This window comes from Streptomyces sp. NPDC025833, from assembly GCF_055558055.1.
In genome coordinates this window covers 354,249-372,376 of sequence record NZ_JBVHNF010000001.1, presented here as the reverse complement: position 1 = coordinate 372,376, position 18,128 = coordinate 354,249, and the positions used below count along the sequence as shown (strand labels likewise).

13 protein-coding genes and 2 pseudogenes are annotated in these 18,128 nt (G+C 73.6%); 9 read left to right on the top strand and 6 right to left on the bottom strand.

Translation table 11 applies throughout. The features are described 5' to 3' along the window. Nucleotides 1-35 precede the first annotated feature (35 nt). Nucleotides 36-2,910: pseudogene (gene lysX, locus ACZ4K2_RS01610) on the top strand (bifunctional lysylphosphatidylglycerol synthetase/lysine--tRNA ligase LysX). Between the two features lie 106 nt (nucleotides 2,911-3,016). Next, nucleotides 3,017-3,856: a polysaccharide deacetylase family protein gene (locus ACZ4K2_RS01605; protein ID WP_467472547.1), complete on the top strand. Its 840-nt coding sequence runs from the start codon at nucleotides 3,017-3,019 to the stop codon at nucleotides 3,854-3,856. A 55-nt stretch (nucleotides 3,857-3,911) separates the two neighbouring features. Here ACZ4K2_RS01605 and ACZ4K2_RS01600 read toward each other — a convergent pair whose 3' ends face one another. Continuing rightward, a complete protein-coding gene (locus tag ACZ4K2_RS01600; RefSeq protein WP_467472549.1) occupies nucleotides 3,912-4,583 on the bottom strand; it encodes a class F sortase in 672 nt (223 codons plus the stop codon). 333 nt (nucleotides 4,584-4,916) lie between these two features. Between ACZ4K2_RS01600 and ACZ4K2_RS01595 the strand changes: the two genes are divergently transcribed. Beyond that, the gene (locus ACZ4K2_RS01595) at nucleotides 4,917-5,927 is read left to right on the top strand and encodes a hypothetical protein (RefSeq protein ID WP_467472552.1); all 1,011 of its coding nucleotides are present in this window, start codon (nucleotides 4,917-4,919) and stop codon (nucleotides 5,925-5,927) included. Between the two features lie 168 nt (nucleotides 5,928-6,095). On the opposite strand, the gene ACZ4K2_RS01590 is transcribed toward ACZ4K2_RS01595, so the two are convergent. Next, on the bottom strand, nucleotides 6,096-6,860 hold the full coding sequence (locus ACZ4K2_RS01590) for a bestrophin-like domain (RefSeq protein ID WP_467472555.1): 765 nt from the start codon (nucleotides 6,858-6,860) through the stop codon (nucleotides 6,096-6,098). A 30-nt stretch (nucleotides 6,861-6,890) separates the two neighbouring features. Continuing rightward, nucleotides 6,891-7,019: a hypothetical protein gene (locus ACZ4K2_RS01585; protein WP_467472558.1), complete on the bottom strand. Its 129-nt coding sequence runs from the start codon at nucleotides 7,017-7,019 to the stop codon at nucleotides 6,891-6,893. A gap of 1,243 nt (nucleotides 7,020-8,262) precedes the next feature. On the opposite strand from ACZ4K2_RS01585, the gene ACZ4K2_RS01580 reads away from it, so the two are divergent. Further along, nucleotides 8,263-9,075 carry an SAM-dependent methyltransferase gene (locus ACZ4K2_RS01580; RefSeq protein WP_467472560.1) on the top strand — a complete coding sequence of 271 codons (813 nt, stop codon included), beginning with the start codon at nucleotides 8,263-8,265 and terminating at the stop codon, nucleotides 9,073-9,075. Further along, complete coding sequence (locus ACZ4K2_RS01575; protein WP_467472562.1) at nucleotides 9,072-11,213, top strand: putative bifunctional diguanylate cyclase/phosphodiesterase; 2,142 nt, start codon at nucleotides 9,072-9,074, stop codon at nucleotides 11,211-11,213. The genes ACZ4K2_RS01580 and ACZ4K2_RS01575 overlap by 4 nt, the downstream gene beginning before the upstream one ends. A 99-nt stretch (nucleotides 11,214-11,312) precedes the next feature. Here ACZ4K2_RS01575 and ACZ4K2_RS01570 read toward each other — a convergent pair whose 3' ends face one another. Beyond that, nucleotides 11,313-12,197, bottom strand: a complete 885-nt coding sequence (locus ACZ4K2_RS01570; RefSeq protein ID WP_467472564.1) for a LysR family transcriptional regulator — start codon at nucleotides 12,195-12,197, stop codon at nucleotides 11,313-11,315. A 119-nt stretch (nucleotides 12,198-12,316) separates the two neighbouring features. Here ACZ4K2_RS01570 and ACZ4K2_RS01565 point away from each other — a divergent pair, with 119 nt between their 5' ends. The 3 genes from ACZ4K2_RS01565 to ACZ4K2_RS01555 are packed head-to-tail and all read left to right on the top strand — an operon-like array spanning nucleotide 12,317 to nucleotide 15,683. Next, nucleotides 12,317-12,988, top strand: a complete 672-nt coding sequence (locus ACZ4K2_RS01565) for a succinate dehydrogenase (protein ID WP_467472826.1) — start codon at nucleotides 12,317-12,319, stop codon at nucleotides 12,986-12,988. Nucleotides 12,989-12,990: 2 nt separating this feature from the next. Then, nucleotides 12,991-14,937 (top strand): fumarate reductase/succinate dehydrogenase flavoprotein subunit, encoded by a 1,947-nt coding sequence (locus ACZ4K2_RS01560; protein WP_467472566.1) that lies wholly within the window; start codon nucleotides 12,991-12,993, stop codon nucleotides 14,935-14,937. Continuing rightward, entirely contained in the window at nucleotides 14,934-15,683 is a 750-nt protein-coding gene (locus ACZ4K2_RS01555) for a succinate dehydrogenase/fumarate reductase iron-sulfur subunit (RefSeq protein WP_467472568.1), read from the top strand. Before ACZ4K2_RS01560 ends, ACZ4K2_RS01555 begins: the two co-directional genes overlap by 4 nt. 231 nt (nucleotides 15,684-15,914) lie before the next feature. On the opposite strand, the gene ACZ4K2_RS01550 is transcribed toward ACZ4K2_RS01555, so the two are convergent. Beyond that, nucleotides 15,915-16,076 (bottom strand): hypothetical protein, encoded by a 162-nt coding sequence (locus ACZ4K2_RS01550; RefSeq protein ID WP_467472571.1) that lies wholly within the window; start codon nucleotides 16,074-16,076, stop codon nucleotides 15,915-15,917. Nucleotides 16,077-16,078: 2 nt separating this feature from the next. On the opposite strand from ACZ4K2_RS01550, the pseudogene ACZ4K2_RS01545 reads away from it, so the two are divergent. Continuing rightward, nucleotides 16,079-16,392: pseudogene (locus ACZ4K2_RS01545) on the top strand (AraC family transcriptional regulator); the annotation flags it as partial. Between the two features lie 154 nt (nucleotides 16,393-16,546). Here the strand turns inward: ACZ4K2_RS01545 and ACZ4K2_RS01540 are convergent. Further along, nucleotides 16,547-17,983: a matrixin family metalloprotease gene (locus tag ACZ4K2_RS01540; protein ID WP_467472573.1), complete on the bottom strand. Its 1,437-nt coding sequence runs from the start codon at nucleotides 17,981-17,983 to the stop codon at nucleotides 16,547-16,549. Between the last annotated feature and the right edge of the window lie 145 nt (nucleotides 17,984-18,128).

Genomic DNA, 18,128 nt, shown 5'->3' with positions numbered 1-18,128 from the left:
CGCGGGACGTCCACGCCCTTCCTACAGTCGGAACCATGACTGCCACCGCGGACCGGGCCGCCCGCAGCGGTGACGGCGGCCCGGGACGCCCGCCCGGCGGGCGCCTCGGCCGGATCCCGGGGGCCTTCGCCACCCTCTTCGCCGCACTCGGCCTGCTGTGCGCCCTGCTCGCGGTCATCGCCCCGCTGCGCCGCCTGCTGCGCCCGCTCGTCCGCGCCCTCGACCTGCTGCTGGTCCCCATCAGCGCCAACCTCGCCTACGTCGTCTTCCTGTTCCTGCTGGCCGGCGCCACCGCCGCCCGCAAGAAGATCGCCTGGTGGCTGGTCGTCGTCTACCTCGGACTCGTCGTCCTCGCCGACGCGCTCGGCGTGGCCGTCGGCCTGTACGCCGAGTCGCTGCCGTCCCTGGTGCTGTGCGGACTGCTGCTGCTCGTGCTGGTGGCGGCCCGCGGCGAGTTCTACGCCGTCTCCCGGCGCGGCACCGTGTGGCGGGCGCTCGCCGTGCTGCTGGCCGGGGCGGCCGCCGGGATCGTGGTCGGCTGGGGGCTGCTCCAGCTCTTCCCCGGCACGCTCCCGGCCGCGCAGCACCTGGCCTGGGCCGCCGACCGGGTGTGCGGCGGGCTCGTCCCCGAGGGCGCCTTCGCCGGCCGGCCACCGCGCCGGATCACCTTCCTCCTCGGCCTGTTCGGCGCGCTCGCCCTGCTCAACGCCGCCACCACGCTCTTCCGGTCCCAGCGCCTGGAGGCCGCCCTGCACGGCGACGAGGAGGCCCGCATCCGGGACCTGCTGAGCGCGTACGGCGAGCGCGACTCCCTCGGCTACTTCGCCACCCGGCGCGACAAGGCCGTCGTCTTCTCGCCCAGCGGCAAGGCGGCCGTCACCTACCGCGTCGAGGCCGGCGTCTGCCTGGCCGGCGGGGACCCCGTCGGCGACCCGGAGGCCTGGCCGCACGCCATCGGCGCCTGGCTCGACCGGGCGCGCCGGCACGCCTGGGCGCCCGTCGTGATGGGCGCCTCCGAGTCCGGCGCCCGCGCCTACGCCCGCGCCGGACTCGGCGCCCTCCAACTCGGCGACGAGGCGATCCTGCACGTCGCGTGGTTCGACCTGGAGGGCCGGGACATGCGCGTCACCCGGCAGGCGGTGCGCCGGGTCCGCCGCACCGGCGCGGTCTGCCGCATCCGCTGGCACGCCGGACTCACCGAACGGGAGATGGAGGAGGTGGTCCGCAAGGCCGACGCCTGGCGGGACAGCGAGACCGAGCGCGGCTTCTCCATGGCCCTGGACCGGCTCGGCGACCCGGCCGACGGCGACTGCCTGCTCGTCGAGGCACTCGGCGAGGGCGGCGGGCTGCTCGCGCTGCTCTCCTTCGTCCCCTGGGGCCGCCACGGCGTCTCCCTGGACCTGATGCGCCGTGACCGGACCGCGCCCAACGGCGTGGTGGAGTTCATGGTCGCCGAACTCTGCGCCGCCGCGCCCAAGCTGGGCGTGCGCCGCGTCTCCCTGAACTTCGCCGTCTTCCGGTCGGTCTTCGAGGAGGGCGCCCGCATCGGGGCCGGACCGGTCCTCAGGCTCTGGCGCCGGCTGCTGCTGTTCCTGTCCCGCTGGTGGCGACTGGAGGCCCTGTACCGGTCCAACGCCAAGTACCGCCCCGAGTGGTACCCCCGCTTCCTCTGCTACGGCGAGACCGCCTCCCTCGCCCGCATCGGGCTCGCCTCCGGCATCGCGGAGGGATTCGTCCCCGTACCGTCCCTGCGCAAACTCTGGGGAAAAGGGGCACCCGAAGACGGGACAGCGGCCCGCCGCCCCGGCGGCCGCGCCGTCCCGGCCGGTGCCCGGCCCCGCCGGAGGGGACAGGGCCGGACCCGCCGCCCCGGACGCGGGCCTGACCGACCAGGTCCGCGTCCGGCACCGCACCCTCGACCGGCTGCGCGCCACGGGCACCGACCCCTACCCCGTGGGCACCCCCGCGCCCACCCACGCCCTCGCCGGCCTGCCGCCGGACGAGGACGTCACCGTCGCCGGACGCCTCATGCTGGTCCGCGACTTCGGCGGCATCGTCTTCGCGGTGCTGCGCGACTGGTCCGGCGACCACCAGATCGCCCTCACCCGCGACCGCGCGGGCCCGGAACTCGACCGCTTCACCGCCGACGCCGGCGACCACATCACCGCCGGCGGGCGCACCGGGCTCAGCGACCGGGGCGAACCCACCGTCTTCGTCACCTCCTGGCAGCTCACCGGCAAGTGCCTGCACCCCCTGCCCGACAAGCACCGCGGGCTCACCGACGCCGAGGCCAGGGTCCGCCGCCGTCACCTGGACCTGATCACCCGGCCCGACGCCCGCGCCGTGATCCGGGTGCGCTCCGCCGCCGTGCAGGCCCTGCGCCAGGGCCTGCTGGACCGCGGCTACCTGGAGGTCGAGACGCCGATGCTCCAGCGGGTCCACGGCGGCGCCCACGCGCGCCCCTTCACCACCCACAGCAACGCCTACGACCTCGACCTGTACCTGCGCATCGCACCCGAGCTGTACCAGCGGCTGCTCGAACACCGCACCGGGCCGCCCACCTTCTACAAGGACTTCCCCCTGGGCGTCTCCCCGCTGACCCGGCAGCACCGCGCCGACCCGCGGCTCGCCGAACGCTGGGACCTGGTCGCCTTCGGCACCGAACTGGGCACCGCCTACTCGGAGCTGACCGACCCCGTCGAGCAGCGCCGCCGGCTCACCGAGCAGTCGCTGCTGGCCGCGGGCGGGGACCCGGAGGCCATGGAACTGGACGAGGACTTCCTCCAGGCCCTCGCCTACGCCATGCCCCCGACCGGCGGCCTCGGACTCGGCGTCGACCGGATCGTCATGTTCCTCACCGGCCTGACGATCCGTGAGACGCTGCCGTTCCCGCTGGTGCGCCGCCGCTGAGCACCGGCGCCGGCCACCGGCGCCCACTCGGCCGTCCGGGTGCATTCCCGCCGCCGCACCGGTGGCGTTGCGGTGCGGCGGCGTCCCGCGGGGCGACTGATGAGTCATGCAGAAGGAACAGTTGTTCACGCGGCGCAGGCTGCTCCTCGCGGGCGCGGCCGCCCTCGGGACGGCGGGCACCGCCGCCGGAGTCGTCCTGGCCGGCGGCGGCGAGGAGGCCGCCCGGACCGCCGTGCCCCCCGTCCCCGGCCCGCAGGCACGCCAGGCGCTCAAGCCCTCCGCCTTCCGGTTGCAGCCCCTGACCGGATACGGCCCGCCGCGCACCGCGCCCCGCAGGCTGAAGGTGCGCGCGAAACCGATCACGGAGATCCCCGGGACGGGCCGGCGCATGATGCTGACCTTCGACGACGGCCCCCACCCGGACTACACCCCGCACATCCTGGACACCCTCGCGCAGTACGACGTCCGGGCCATGTTCTTCGTGTGCGGGGAGTGCGTCGTCGACAACCGGGAACTGCTGGCCCGGATGGCCGACGAGGGCCACGTCGTCGGCAACCACACCTATACGCACCCGCTGCTGACGACGCTCCGGCGGGTGGAGATCCGCTCCGAGATGGAACGCACCAGCGACGCGGTCGAGGACGCCTACGGCGAGCGCCCCCAGTGGTTCCGCGCCCCGTACGGCGCCTGGAACCGGGCCGCGTTCCAACTGGGCGCCGAGATGGGCATGGAGCCGATGGCGTGGACGGTGGACACCACCGACTGGAGGGAACCGGGCACGGGCACCATCGTCGACCGCGTGGAGGGCCGGGCCGCGCCCGGCGTGGTGGTCCTCTCCCACGACGCCGGGGGCGACCGTACGCAGACCGTCCGCGCGATCCGGGAATGGCTGCCCCACCTGCTCGACTCCGGGTACCGGCTCACCGTGCCGCGCCGGCGCGTGTGACCACCGGGCCGCGGCGGCCCCCGCCGCCCGCCCGGTCCACCGGACCGTGGCCGCCTCAGGCGACCGCGGTCAGGCGGGCGAAGACGACGACGTTCCCGTCGTAGCCGTTCTGCTGGGAGAAGCCGCCACCGCAGGTGATGACCCGCAGCTCCGGCGCGCCCTTCGAGCCGTACACCCGGTCGCCGGGGAAGTTGTTCTTCTCGAAGACCTCGACCCCGTAGATCTCGAAGACGGCGGTCCGCCCGTCCTGGCGCAGGACCTCGACCCGGTTCCCCTTCTTCAGCGCCCCGAGGCCGTAGAACACGGCGGGCCCCTGCTTGTTGTCGACGTGCCCGACGACGACCGCCGTGCCCTTCTCGCCCGGGGAGACGGCGCCGGTGAACCAGCCCGCCAGGCCCGGGTTCTCCGGTGGCGGCGCGGCGACCCAGCCGTCCGGGTCCAGACCCACCGGCACGACGGGCGCGTCCACGCGGATCGCGGGGATGCGGACCCGGTCCACGGCGGCGAACGGCAGCGAGGCGGGCGCGGGGGCGAAGGAACCCAGGGCGGCACGGCTGTCCGGGGCCGCCGCCGAGGCGGGCTGCGGCGGGCCGGTGTCGAACTCCCCCGAACCGTTGCGGATGAGTGCCAGACCGGTCAGCAGAACAAGCGCCATCACGCCCCACGGGGCGCGCCTCCTGCGCCGTTCCTCCATTTCGGCAAGCTCGGACAGCTTGGACGCAGACATTCGCCATCCCCTCTTCGACGCGGTCGCGCCACGTCCATCGCGCATGGGAAAACGCTAATTCCCGCGCGGGCGGCGGGCGACGGGGTGATCGGCGAACGGGTGGCCCGGCCGACCGTTCCGTGCGCCATCCGAGTTGCCGTTCCGAGATTGCTTCTGACGGTCCGTGACCTGCGGCAATATCGGATTGTGTGGTTTTCCGTCGGCGTGTCGGCTCACCAGGACGGACCATTCTCGACATGCGGGCGTGTTCCGCGCGTCCGAGGGTCGTTCCGGGAGGTGCTTCCTCGCCGATCCACCGGGGACGGGCCCCGGTGACCTCCCGCGGAGGATCACATGCGCAACCAACGTGCCCTGGTGGCGGCGTGCACCACGCTCGCCGTCCTCGGGCTCGCCGCCCCCGTGGCCGTCGCGGACGGCATGGGCAACGGGGGCGGCCCGAGCGGCACCGACAACAACGGTGCGGTCGTCGTCCCCGGCACCGGCAACATCGGCGGCCTGAGCGGGACCGGGGTGGGGGTGCTCCCCGGCACCGGCGTCCTCAACGGAGGGGGCCGCGTCCCCGGCAACGGGAACGGGAACTTCAACGGAGGCAACGGCAACTTCAACGGCAACGGCAACGGCAACGGCAACGGCCGCGGCAACGAGGGGTTCGGCAACGGCCGCGGGGGCGAGGGCCGGGGCAACGAAGGGCACGGCAACGGGGGGCGGGGCAACGAGGGACGGGGCAACGAGGGACGGGGCAACGAGGGCCGCGGTAACGAAGGGCGCGGCAATGAGGGCCACGGCAATGAGGGCCGCGGGAACGAGGGCCGCGGGGGAGAGGGCCGCGGGAACGAGGGCCGCGGGGGAGAGGGCCGCGGGGGAGAGGGCCGCGGCGACGAGGGCCGCGGGGGAGAGGGCGGCCACGGCGAGGGGCGGAACGAATTCGGGCACCACGGCGACGACTTCGCCGACGCGCGCGACATCTTCGTCACGCCCGACGTCGTCTCCGCGGGGGGCCGCATCACCATCATCGTGAACGGCTGCCGGGAGGGCACGGCCAGTTCGGACGCGTTCGGCACCATCCGTCTGGAACCGTTCCACGACGACTCCTCGCGGGGCGTCGCCTTCGTCGACCGAGCCGTCCGCCGCGGCCGGTACGACGTCACCGTCCGCTGCGACGGCCGCACCCTGACCCGCCGCGACGCCTTCACCGTGCTCGGCGGCGTGGCCGGCGGCCTCGGCGGGAGCAGGATCGGCGGTGCCACGCCCGCCGACGTGGCCATCGGCAGCGGGCTGGTGGCCACGGCGGTGATCGGCGGGGGCGTGTTCTGGCTGCGCCGCCGGCACGAGAAGCGCGCCTGAGCCCCCGCCAGGTCCCCGCCGGGACCACCGGATCCGCCCCCGCTCCCGGCACCGCACGCCGACAGGCCCCCGCCCCGCCTCCTCGGCGGAGCGGGGGCGAGGTCCTGCCGTGCCGGGCGTGCGGCGGGACGGAGCGACGGGACGGGCGGACCACCGCCGTCCGGCGGGCTATCCGGTGACGCCCGGAAACATGCCGAGGAACGGCTCCGCCGTGACCGCGATGCCCCGGCCGAAGGGAGCGTCGAGATCCCAGATCAGGAACAGCATGAAGGCGATGGTCGCCGAGAACAGCCCGGCCAGGACGAGTTCCCGGCGGGTGCGCCGGATCTGCAGGGCGAACACCATGCCGATGGTGATCAGCGCGCCGGTCAGCAGCCCCCACCAGACCACCGGCGGCATGGTGGCCCCGGTGGAGTCGGCGCGCGCGTTGCGCGCCTGGTCGGCGGCGGCGAGCTGGTCCAGCAGCGGCTGGTAGGCCTGCGCCTCGAAGTCGTTCCCCGGCCGGTAGTCGGTGACGTCCGCCCGCACCTTCTGCAGCAGTTGTGCGCCGCGGTCGGTGACCTGGCCGTCCTCCGCCATCCGCCGCCACTCGGTGTGGACGACGTAGCCGACGTAGCCGTCGATGTCCGCGCGGACGCGGTCGCGGACGTCCGGCGGGTAGACCCGCACCCGCTCCGAGATCTCGTGCAGCGCCTGGGCCTCGGCCTGCACGTGGTCCTGGGCGGTGCTCCGCGCCTCCCACACGCCCGCGATGGCCAGCCCCAGGACGATCGCGTAGATGACGCCGATCCACATCGTCATGTACTCGATGACGTCCGGGGTCTCGCTGGGATCCTCGTCCTCGGCGGCCGTCCGGTGCCGCACCAGAGTGATGACGACCACCACGGAGCAGGCTCCCAGCATCGCGAGGACGAGAACAAGCCAATCCGACAACTGAAGCCTCCAGGGATGAGGACGGGCGCGTCAGCGCGGGCGCAGCGCCACGACGGCGACGATCGCGGGAACGGCGATCAGCAGGACGTAGGTGACGGGCGTGGTGTGCCCGTGCGTGCGGTGGCTGACGGTGTGCGGGTGGTACGCCGGGTAGCTCACCGGGGTCGCGGCGGGCCGCGGGGTGGGCCTGGGCTTCGGCTTCGGTGTGGGCCTCGGCGTCGGCGTCGGGGAGGGCGTGGGGGCCGGCCGGGGTGCCGGGGGCGCCGGAGCGGGCCGGGCGGGCGGTGAGGGCTTCAGGGTCGGCTTCGGCGCGGGCCTCGGGGGAGGCTCGGGGGCCGGCGTGGGCGTGGGGCTCGGTTCCGGTGTGGGCGTCGGGGTCGGTTCGGGCGGCTTCGGGGTCGGAGTGGGAGTCGGGGTCGGGGTCGGTGTGGGCGTCGGGGTCGGCGTCGGCGTGGGGGTCGGTGTGGGCGGGCACGGCGGCGGGGTCGGCTTCGGACAGGGCGGGGGCGGCGGCCAGGGGTGACCACCGGCGTAGGCCACCGCCACCGTGCCGTCCGGGCCCGTCGAGGCGTACGCGCAGGCGTCGGCCGAGGCGCTGCCGACCGGACAGCCCACCAGCGCCCAGGTCAGCGTCAGCAGCGCCAACGCCCGTGCCGCAGGTGCGCCGCGGGTCACTTCGGGTCCATGCACGTCGCAGATCATGAGGCGCCGGGCGCCGCCGCACGCCCCGGTGGCCGGAGATTGCTCCGAAAGAAGGAGATGACATGATCAGTGGTTTGGCGAGCGGAAAAGCCGGTACAAGCACCATCCGTTCCGGTACCTGCTCGCCGGTGCCTCTCCCGTGCGCGCCCCGGCACCCGGAAAACCAGCGGCCGTTGAACACGGCCACCCCGCGGTGCGTACCCATGACCGTGCGGCGGCCGGCCGGTGGGCGCCGCGACACCGGGGCGACGACGGGGAGTCGGCGATGCGTACCTCCTGGCGGACCGGCGGCCTGCCCGCGGCAAGGGGCGGTCCGTCACGGTTCACGGTCGGCGGCCGGTCCGCCACCGCTGCCGAGGGCATCGCAACCGGTGGTCCCAAGGGCCGTCGCGCGAGCGGGAGATGGTGTGGGCGGGCGGCGCGCGACAGGCCGTCCCGCGCGACGGACGGCCGGCCGGTGCGCCGGGGGCGTGGAGCACCCCCACGGGTCGGTCGCCCCGTCCGCCCCGGGACGCCGGCGCGCGTGGGAGGCGCCGGTCCCGGGCTGCCGTCACCCAGCGCGGTCGTGCGGGCACTTGCCGCAGGCAGTGACCGGGAACGGATGGTCAATTTCCGGTTGAGGTCGCTCCTTTGGCGGGCGATCAGTAGCCTCAGCTCGAACACCGGATCGCCTACACCTGTCCACGCCTTGGAGAGATACATGGAGCGTCCCGCCTGGGCCCCCCGGAGCATCGACATCTCGGTGCCGAGCGTCTCGCGGATCTACGACTACTACCTGGGCGGTTCGCACAACTTCGAGGTGGACCGCGAAGCGGCCCGCAAGGCCATGGCGTTCATGCCGGGCCTGCCGAAGGTCATGCAGGCCAACCGGGCGTTCATGCGCCGGGCCGTCCGGTTCGCGGCGGGCGAGGGCATCACCCAGTTCCTCGACATCGGCTCCGGCATCCCCACGTTCGGCAACGTCCACGAGGTGGCCCGGGCCGCCGCGCCGGGCGCCCGCGTGCTCTACGTCGACAACGACCCGGTGGCCGTCGCCCACAGCCAGGCGGTGCTGTCCGGTGACGACGACGCCGACGTGGTCGCCGCCGACCTGCGCAAGCCCCACGAGATCCTGGCCAGTTCCGAGCGGGAGCGGCTGATCGACCTGAATCGGCCAGTGGCCCTCCTGCTCGTTGCCATACTGCACTTCGTGGAAGACGCGGACGACCCGTACGGTGCGGTGGCCGAGCTGCGCGACGCGCTCGCGCCCGGCAGCCTGCTCATCCTCACCCATGCCTCGTACGAGGGGATCCCGCTGCCCGCGGAGCGGGCCGAGGGCGCGGTGGACGTGTACAAGGACATTCGCAACCCGCTGATCATGCGCTCGCGCGACGAGGTCGCGCGGTTCTTCGAGGGGTACGACATGGTGGAGCCCGGACTGGTGCAGATGCCGCTCTGGCGCCCGGATTCGGCGCCGGAGGACGAGGACCCGTACGCCTTCTCCGGACTCGCCGGCGTGGGGCGTACGGCGTGAGTGCGGGGCCGGACGGGCCGGAGGGCAGACTTCGCCGGCTGACGACGATCTGGAGCCGGGCGGTCTTCCCGGTGACCTCGACGTCCTCGACCCGTGCCGAGTTCGAGGAGCAACTCCTGCCGCTCGCACACCGGTTGAGCGAACTGCTGCTGGCCCGCAGCTTCGACGCGGAGGAGGCCAAGGCCGTCGGCGCCGCGCTCGTCGGGGCGCACTGCACCGACCCCGAGGCGCTGGCCCGCACCCTGGACTGCGTCGACGCCTACCTGGTCCTGTACTGCGGCGAGGACGGCCCCCAGGACGAACTGCGCATGCGCTCCTCGCGGTTGCAGCACGCGATGGCCGCCGGCTACGCCCAGGCGCTGCGCGAGCGCACCCTCGCCGAGCAGGAGTCCATCGCCCAGGCCGCGTTGCTGGCGCAGGGCGTCGTCGCCCAGGCGCTGCACGCGAGCGAGGCCCGCTTCCGCGCGGTCTTCGAGGGCGCGGCCATAGGGATCGGCATCGCCGACCTCGACGGCAACATCCTCCAGGTCAACGAGGCGCTGCTGCGCATGTTCGGCCTCCCCGAGCAAGCCCTGCGCGGGCGGCGCGTCCAGGACTGGGTGCACCCCGAGGACGCCCCGCAGACCTGGCGGCTGTACGACGAACTCGTCACCGGCGAGCGCGAGCACTACCACCTGGAGAAGGCGTTCAACCGCACCGACGGCACGGTCCTGTGGACCAACCTGACCGTCTCCCTGCTGCGCGACGCCGACGGCATGCCGCAGTACCAGCTCGCCCTCATGGAGGACACCACCGAGCGCCGGCTGCTCAACCTCCGGCTGCGCTACGAGGCCACCCACGACGCCCTGACCGGCCTGCCCAACCGCACGCTGTTCTTCGAGCGGCTGGAGAAGGCCCTGAACGCGGGCGAGGGCCAGCGCTTCGGCCTGTGCTACCTCGACCTGGACGGCTTCAAGACCATCAACGACAGCCTCGGCCACGCGGCCGGCGACCGGCTGCTGGTGGAGGTCGCCGACCGGCTCCAGTCCTGCGCGACCGCACCCGGCGAGATGGTCGCCCGGCTCGGCGGCGACGAGTTCGTGGCCCTGACCACCGGCCCCGGTACCGAGCGCGAGGTCGACGAACTGGCCGAGCGCATCATGAACGCGCTCGTGACCCCGATCAGCATCGACGGCCGCGACCTCCTGGTCCGCGGCAGCCTCGGCATCGTCGAGGGCCCGGCCGGGGAACGCACCGCCGCCGAGGTCCTGCGCAGCGCCGACATCACCATGTACCGGGCCAAGTCGGCGGGCGGGAACCGCTTCGAGCTCGCCGATGCGGAGGCCGACGCCCGCGCCATCACCCGGCACGGCCTCACCACCGCCCTGCCCACCGCGCTGGAGCGCGGCGAGTTCTTCATCGAGTACCAGCCCCTGGTCCACCTCGGCGACGGCAGCGTGCGCGGCGCCGAGGCCCTGGTGCGCTGGCTGCACCCGCAGCACGGGATCCTCGGCCCCGACCGCTTCATCCCGCTCGCCGAGCACACCGGTCTGATCGTGCCGCTGGGCCGCTGGGTCCTGGAGGAGTCGATCCGCCAGGCCCGCGCCTGGCGGGAACGCCACGGCGACCGGAACGCCGGCCCGCTGCGCATCAACGTCAACCTCTCGCCCTGCCAGCTCAGTCACCCCGGGCTGGTCCAGGACACGGTCGACATCCTCGAACGCGCGGGCGTCACCCCGGACGCCCTGTGCCTGGAGGTCACCGAGTCCGCGCTCATCGGCGCCGACGACGACCTGCTCAAGCCGCTGCGCCGGCTCGCCGAGATGGGTGTCGACATCGCCCTCGACGACTTCGGCACCGGGTACTCGAACCTCGCCAACCTGCGCCGTCTGCCGGTGAGCGTCCTCAAGCTCGACCGCTCCTTCACCCAGGGCATGCAGCAGTTCCCCGCCGACCCCGTCGACCTCAAGATCGTGGAGGGGATCGTCTCGCTGGCCCACAGCCTCGACCTGGCGGTCACGGTCGAGGGCGTGGAGACCGGCGCGCAGGCCGAACAGCTGCGCGTCCTCGGCTGCGACACGGCCCAGGGCTGGTACTACGCGCGTCCCGGCCCCCCGGAGCGGCTCCACGAGCTGGCCCTGGTGGACGCGACGGGCTGACCGGAGCAGGCCGGGCACGCGTCGGCCGGGCACGCGGAACGTGCGGGGCGCGCGGGGTCCGGCGCGGCCCCGGGCGCCCGTACCCGGCGCCCGCCCGGATCAGCGTTCCAGCAGCATCCGCTGGAGTTCCCTGGCCGCCCGCGGCGGAGCGACGTCGCTGCGGTGCGCCAGGGCGATCGTCCGGTGGAGCCCGGGGCGGGCCAGCGGGGTCACCCGCAGGCCGCGGCCCGCCCGGGCGGCGACCATCCGCGGCACCACGGCCACCCCGAGCCCCGCCCGCGCGAACCCCAGCACCGCGTCCATCTCGCCGCCCTCCACGGCGAAGTCCGGTTCGAACCCGGCGGAGCGGCACGCGGCCACGGTCAGTTCCCGCAGGTCGTACCCGTGCCGGAACATCACCAGCCGTTCCCCCTCCAGGTCGGCGATCTCCACGGCCCGCCCGTCCCGGCCGGGCACCGGCGCCTCCGGCGAGGAGACCACCACCAGGTCCTCGCGCAGCAGCTCCACGGTGGTCAGGGCGGGCGCCGGCGTCGGCAGTGGCAGCACCACCAGGGCCAGGTCGAGGGCGCCCCGGGCCAGCCCCCGCACCAGGTCGTGCGAGCCGCCCTCCTCGATCAGCAGCCGGACCCCCGGGTAGCGGTCGTGGAAGGCGCGCAGCACGTCCGGCAGCAGGCCCGTGCACAGGCTCGGCGTCGCCCCCAGCCGCACCCGGCCGCGCCGCAGCTGCACCAGTTCCTGCACCTCGTGCCGGGCGGTGTCCGCGTCGGCCAGGATGCGCCGGGCCAGCGGCAGCAGCGCCTCGCCCGCGTCGGTGAGCGTGATGTTGCCCCGCGCCCGCCGGAACAGATCCGCGCCCAGCTCCCGCTCCAGCGCCTTGATCTGCTGCGACAGAGAGGGCTGGGCGACGTGGACCTGCTCGGCGGCGCGGGTGAAGTGCCGGGTCTCGGCGACGGCCACGAAGTACTGGAGCTGCTGGAACTGCATCCCACAAGCATAGCCGCGGGCTATGGAAACGAGCCGTACCATGTCTTGGACCGATCGGGTCCGGTCCGTTTAGCGTGCTGGGCATGGCTCTGGCAACGCGGACGGACCGACGGCCGTCCATGGCGCGTACCGTGTGGGACAGCTCCGTCGGCAAGAAGACGGTCATGGCCGTCAGCGGCGTGATCATGCTCCTGTACCTGGTCGCGCACGTCATCGGCAACCTGAAGATCTTCTTCGGCGCGGGCGAGTTCAACCACTACGCGCACTGGCTGCGCACGGTCGGCGAACCCTTCATGCACTACGAGTGGACCCTCTGGCTCGTCCGGATCGTCCTCGTCGTCGCCGTGGTCGCCCACGCCACGTCCGCCTACCAGCTCAGCCGCCGCGACCTCAGGGCACGGCCCGCCAAGTACGTGCACAGGAAGCCGCGGGCGAGCTACGCCACCCGGACCATGCGCTGGGGAGGGATCATCCTCGGCCTGTTCATCGTGTGGCACATCCTCGACCTGACCACCGGCACCGTGCACCCCGGCGGCTTCCAGGAGGGGCACCCGTACCAGAACGTCGTGGACACGTTCTCCACCTGGTACGGCAACGTCGTCTACATCGTCGCGATGCTCGCGCTCGGCCTGCACGTCCGGCACGGCTTCTGGAGCGCCGCCCAGACCCTCGGCGTCGGCAGCCGCACCCGCGACCGCGCCCTGAAGGCCGTCGCCGACGTCCTCGCGCTGCTGCTCACGGTCGGCTTCATCGCCGTACCCGTGGGCGTCATGACCGGAGTGGTGAGCTGACCATGACGTACACCGACTACGCGACCGGCGCGCCGGTCGCCGACTCCAAGGCCCCGTCCGGCCCGATCAACGAGCGCTGGGACAAGCGCCGTTTCGAGGCCAAGCTGGTCAACCCGGCCAACCGGCGCAAGCACACGGTGATCGTGGTGGGCACCGGCCTCGCGGGCGGCTCCGCCGGCGCCACCCTCGCGGAACAGGGCTACCACGTCGTCCAGTTCTGCTACCAGGACTCCCCGCGCCGCGCGCACTCCATCGCCGCGCAGGGAGGCATCAACGCCGCGAAGAACTACCGCAACGACGGCGACTCGATCCACCGGCTGTTCTACGACACCGTCAAGGGCGGCGACTTCCGGGCCCGCGAGTCCAACGTGCACCGGCTCGCGCAGATCTCCGTCGAGATCATCGATCAGTGCGTGGCCCAGGGCGTGCCGTTCGCCCGCGAGTACGGCGGCCTGCTCGACACCCGCTCCTTCGGCGGCGTCCAGGTCTCCCGCACGTTCTACGCCCGCGGCCAGACGGGCCAGCAGCTCCTGCTGGGCGCCTACCAGGCGCTGTCCCGGCAGATCGCCGCCGGGAACGTGGAGATGCACCCGCGCACCGAGATGCTCGACCTGATCGTCGTCGACGGGCGGGCCCGGGGCATCGTGGCCCGGGACCTGGTCACCGGCCGGATCGACACCTACTTCGCGGACGCCGTCGTCCTCGCCTCCGGCGGCTACGGCAACGTCTTCTACCTGTCGACCAACGCGATGAACTCCAACGCGACCGCCGTCTGGCGGGCACACCGGCGCGGTGCCTACTTCGCCAACCCCTGCTTCACGCAGATCCATCCGACGTGCATCCCGCGCACCGGCGACCACCAGTCCAAGCTGACGCTGATGAGCGAGTCGCTGCGCAACGACGGCCGGATCTGGGTGCCCAAGGCGAAGGGCGACACCCGGCCGCCGCACCGGATCCCGGAGGAGGAGCGCGACTACTACCTGGAGCGCATCTACCCCTCGTTCGGCAACCTGGTGCCGCGGGACATCGCCTCCCGGGCCGCCAAGAACGTCTGCGACGAGGGCAGGGGCGTGGGCCCCGGCGGACAGGGCGTCTACCTGGACTTCGCCGACGCGATCCAGCGGATGGGCCGCAAGGCCGTCGAGGCGAAGTACGGCAACCTCTTCGACATGTACCAGCGGATCACCGACGAGGATCCGTACGAGGTGCCGATGCGGATCTACCCGGCCGTGCACTACACGATGGGCGGCCTGTGGGTCGACTACGACCTGCAGACCACCGTCCCCGGCCTGTTCGCGATCGGTGAGGCCAACTTCTCCGACCACGGAGCCAACCGCCTCGGCGCCTCCGCGCTGATGCAGGGCCTCGCCGACGGCTACTTCGTGCTGCCGGCCACCATCAACGACTACCTGGCCCGCCACCCGCGGCAGGAGGCCGTCACGGCGGAACACCCCGTCGTGCAGGAGGTGCTGGCCGAGACCGAGGACCGCCTCAACCTGCTGCTGGCGGTGGACGGCGACCGCACCCCCGACTCCTTCCACCGCGAACTCGGCGAGCTGATGTGGGAGTTCTGCGGCATGGCCCGCACCGAATCCGGGCTGCGCAAGGCCCTGGAGCGGATCCCGCAGATTCGCGAGGAGTTCTGGCGGCGGATCAAGGTCCCCGGCACCGGCGAGGAGTTCAACCAGTCGCTGGAGAAGGCCAACCGCATCGTCGACTACCTGGAGCTCGCGGAGCTGATGTGCCTCGACGCGCTGCACCGCGCCGAGTCCTGCGGTGGCCACTTCCGCGAGGAGTCGCAGACCCCGGACGGCGAGGCCGCCCGCCGCGACGACGCGTTCGCCTACGCCGCCGCCTGGGAGTTCACCGCCACCGGCGAGGCCCCCGTCCTGCACAGGGAAGACCTGGTCTTCGAGTACGTCCACCCCACCCAGCGGAGCTACGCATGAAGCTCACCCTGCGCGTCTGGCGGCAGAAGAACGCCGGCGCCGAAGGAGCGATGTCCACCTACGACGTGGACGACATCTCGCCCGACATGTCCTTCCTGGAGATGCTGGACGTCCTCAACGAACGGCTCATCCTGGCCGGCGAGGAGCCGGTCGCCTTCGACCACGACTGCCGCGAGGGCATCTGCGGCGCCTGCTCGCTGGTCATCAACGGCGACGCGCACGGACCGGAGCGCACCACCACCTGCCAGCTCCACATGCGCTCCTTCCGGGACGGCGACACCATCGACGTCGAACCGTGGCGGGCCGCCGCCTTCCCGGTGATCAAGGACCTGGTGGTGGACCGGTCGGCGTTCGACCGGATCGTCCAGGCCGGCGGCTACATCACCGCGCCGACCGGGTCCGCGCCGGAGGCGCACGCCACGCCGGTGCCGAAGGCCGACGCCGACTTCGCGTTCGAGCACGCGGAGTGCATCGGGTGCGGTGCGTGCGTGGCCGCCTGTCCCAACGGGGCGGCGATGCTCTTCACCTCCGCCAAGGTCAACCACCTCAACGTGCTGCCGCAGGGCGCGCCCGAGCGGGAGACGCGGGTGCTGGACATGGTCGCGCAGATGGACGCGGAGGGGTTCGGCGGGTGCACGCTGGCGGGGGAGTGCGCGACCGCCTGCCCCAAGGGCATCCCGCTGGTCTCGATCACTGCCATGAACAAGGAGTGGCTGCGGGCCACCCGCAAGGCGGGGAAGCGGTAGCACCGCCGGGGCGGAGCGCCCCGCGGTGGGCACACCGAGCGTTCGCCGAATGGCGGGCGGGCGGGGCCGGGAGCGGTGCTCACCCGGCCCCGTCTGGTGTTTCCGCCCCGCTGCTCGTCAGCCGAGCCCGGCGGGCGCGGCGCCCGCGCGGAGGGCGTCGGCGCCGTACCGCCGGAGCCGGTCCGCCGCCTCCGGATCGAGCGCGTGGGCGGCCACGCCCGCGGACCGGCCCTAGTCGCCGCGGACGGTCGCCGCCTCCTGGTCGTCCTCGAAGGAGCGGCCGGTGACGCTCGCCACGAAGGGCGAGGCGGCCGGCAGGACGGCGGTGGCGGCCCCCTGCTCGGGCGTCCTGTAGTGCGGCGGCGGCCGTATGCCGCCCTCGTCGTCCAGCACGCATGCTCGTCCACCTGCCGCGCCCGCACCTGGTGCGCGAGCCGCACGCGGTGCCGGGGTGGACGGCCGGCTCCGCGGACCCCGTCGTCGCCGCGGCGCCGGCCTGCCCGCACCGCGATCCGGCGCACCCGTGGACCGTGGCCGGACTGGCGGCCGCCGCCGCGGTGTCCCGGTTCACCCTGGCCGCCCGCTTCAAGACCGCGGTCGGCCAGGGGCCGCTGGAGTACCTCACCCGTCCGTGGGCTACGGCTCCGAGAGCGCCTTCAGCGTCGCCTTCAAGCGGGCCCTCGGAACGCCGCCCGGCGACTACCGCAGGCAGGCCGTGCGGTCCGCCGGCGCCGACAGGCCCTGACCCGCGGCCGGGCCGGTACCGCGGCGCGCCTCGCCCGGGGTCACGGGCGCCCTCGCCGAGCCCGGGGCGGGGGCCGGAGCACGGCGTACGGTCCGCCCCCGCCGCGGGTGATCAGGGCTCAGCCGGCCGTGTTCGGCGCGGTGAAGGTCCGCACCAGGTGGGTGGCCTGGGTCTCCCGCCCCGGGTACCAGGCCCGCACGTTCGCATCCAGGTCCACGGAGACGCAGTCGACCGGCAGGTCGACGGAAGCGCTCGTCCTGTCGGACCCGATCGAGGCGAGGCTGCCGGACGTGCGCCACCAGCCGTCCCCGGGCTGATGGCACGTCACCGAGCCGTCGACGTCCCACGTCACCGGGAGGCGTACGGTGGCCACCGTCCAGCGGGGAGCGGTCACCGTCAGCCGTTCGGCGGTGAAGTCGAAGCTCGCGGTGGCCTCCTTCTCCTGGACGGCGGCGGGGAGCCGGAGGGCGGTCGTCGCGCCGTCCTTGCTGCTCAGCGGGTTCGTCACGGTGATCCGGGCGGTCACGGTCAGCGGTGTGCCGGGCTCCAGGGGCCAGGCCTCGTCGAACAGCCGGGACAGCGGCACCGTGACGCCGGTGGCCGTGGTGGGGCCGAGGTACAGGGCCAGGCTGCCGTTGACCTTGATCGAGATCTGGTACGTGGGACGCCCCGAAGTCGCCGACGCGGCGGGCCAGGACACCTTCAGCGAGGTGCCGGACAGCGCCAGGGCGGGGGTGACCGGGGAGGCGTCGTTCAGGCAGCCGGCGGACGTGCCGAGCTTCTTGAAACCCGCGCGGTCACCGGTGTTCGGCTTGGTCACGCCGAGGATGGTCGGGTACATGATCGAGCTCTTGTAGCCCACGTGGTCGAGGCCGAAGACGTGTCCGATCTCGTGCAGGTACAGGCTGCTGCGCTGGGTGGCGGTCATCTTGCGGACGTGGTTCTCGTCGAAGGCCGCGACGCCCGCGTAGGCGCGCGCGATCCGCCAGTCGTTGGACGCCTGGCGCCAGGCGAACCCGCCCTCGCCCGCGACGCTGCCGCCGGGCAGCATCCGGGACCTGCCCTTCCCGGAGCCGGGGGTGGCGAAGGCCAGGACGATCGGTGCGCCGGAGCCGCCGACGTCGTCCGCGGACTGCGGGATCTTCGTGGTCGTGCCGCGGTAGTCGAGGCTGACGCCGCCCAGCGCGTCGGCGATGACCTTGGCCGCGGCCTTGACGCGGGTGAGTTCGGCGGTCGACGTGCCGTTGAGGTTCACCTTGTAGGTCAGCTTGGCGCAGGGGTTCCACCGGCCCGGCGGGGGGCCCGGCTCCAGGAAGCGGTAGACGGGACCGGACGCCGCGGCCCGGGCCGTCACGCCCTCGGCGGCCGGCACGCCCTCGTCGGCGGTCGTCGTCCCGTGGGTCCGGTGCGTCACGTGGGCGGGCCGGCTGCCCACGGCCGGGAGACGGGAGTCCCCCACGGTGGTGGCCGCGCCGGCCGGCGCGGCCGGCAGCAGCAGGCCGGCCGCGGTCGCCGTGGTCACGGCCGTCGCGGACAGCAGGCGTATCAGAGGCATCGAGAGCGCTCTCCGTGCAGAGAAGGGTACGGGGTGGGTGGTGCGTACATGGATGAGGTGACGGATCCGCCCCGGCACGTCTGACGCGGTGTCACCGGCCGGTCGGCCGCCGGAGGTCGGCGCCCGCACGCGCGGGACGCCGGCC

What these genes read in the sequence shown, in the direction of transcription:
- ACZ4K2_RS01540 (WP_467472573.1), bottom strand. Translation starts at nt 17,983, where the DNA reads ATGCCTCTGATACGCCTGCTGTCCGCGACGGCCGTGACCACGGCGACC.
- ACZ4K2_RS01605 (WP_467472547.1), top strand. Translation starts at nt 3,017, where the DNA reads ATGCAGAAGGAACAGTTGTTCACGCGGCGCAGGCTGCTCCTCGCGGGC.
- ACZ4K2_RS01600 (WP_467472549.1), bottom strand. Translation starts at nt 4,583, where the DNA reads ATGTCTGCGTCCAAGCTGTCCGAGCTTGCCGAAATGGAGGAACGGCGC.
- ACZ4K2_RS01580 (WP_467472560.1), top strand. Translation starts at nt 8,263, where the DNA reads ATGGAGCGTCCCGCCTGGGCCCCCCGGAGCATCGACATCTCGGTGCCG.
- ACZ4K2_RS01570 (WP_467472564.1), bottom strand. Translation starts at nt 12,197, where the DNA reads ATGCAGTTCCAGCAGCTCCAGTACTTCGTGGCCGTCGCCGAGACCCGG.
- ACZ4K2_RS01555 (WP_467472568.1), top strand. Translation starts at nt 14,934, where the DNA reads ATGAAGCTCACCCTGCGCGTCTGGCGGCAGAAGAACGCCGGCGCCGAA.
- ACZ4K2_RS01560 (WP_467472566.1), top strand. Translation starts at nt 12,991, where the DNA reads ATGACGTACACCGACTACGCGACCGGCGCGCCGGTCGCCGACTCCAAG.
- ACZ4K2_RS01595 (WP_467472552.1), top strand. Translation starts at nt 4,917, where the DNA reads ATGCGCAACCAACGTGCCCTGGTGGCGGCGTGCACCACGCTCGCCGTC.
- ACZ4K2_RS01565 (WP_467472826.1), top strand. Translation starts at nt 12,317, where the DNA reads ATGGCGCGTACCGTGTGGGACAGCTCCGTCGGCAAGAAGACGGTCATG.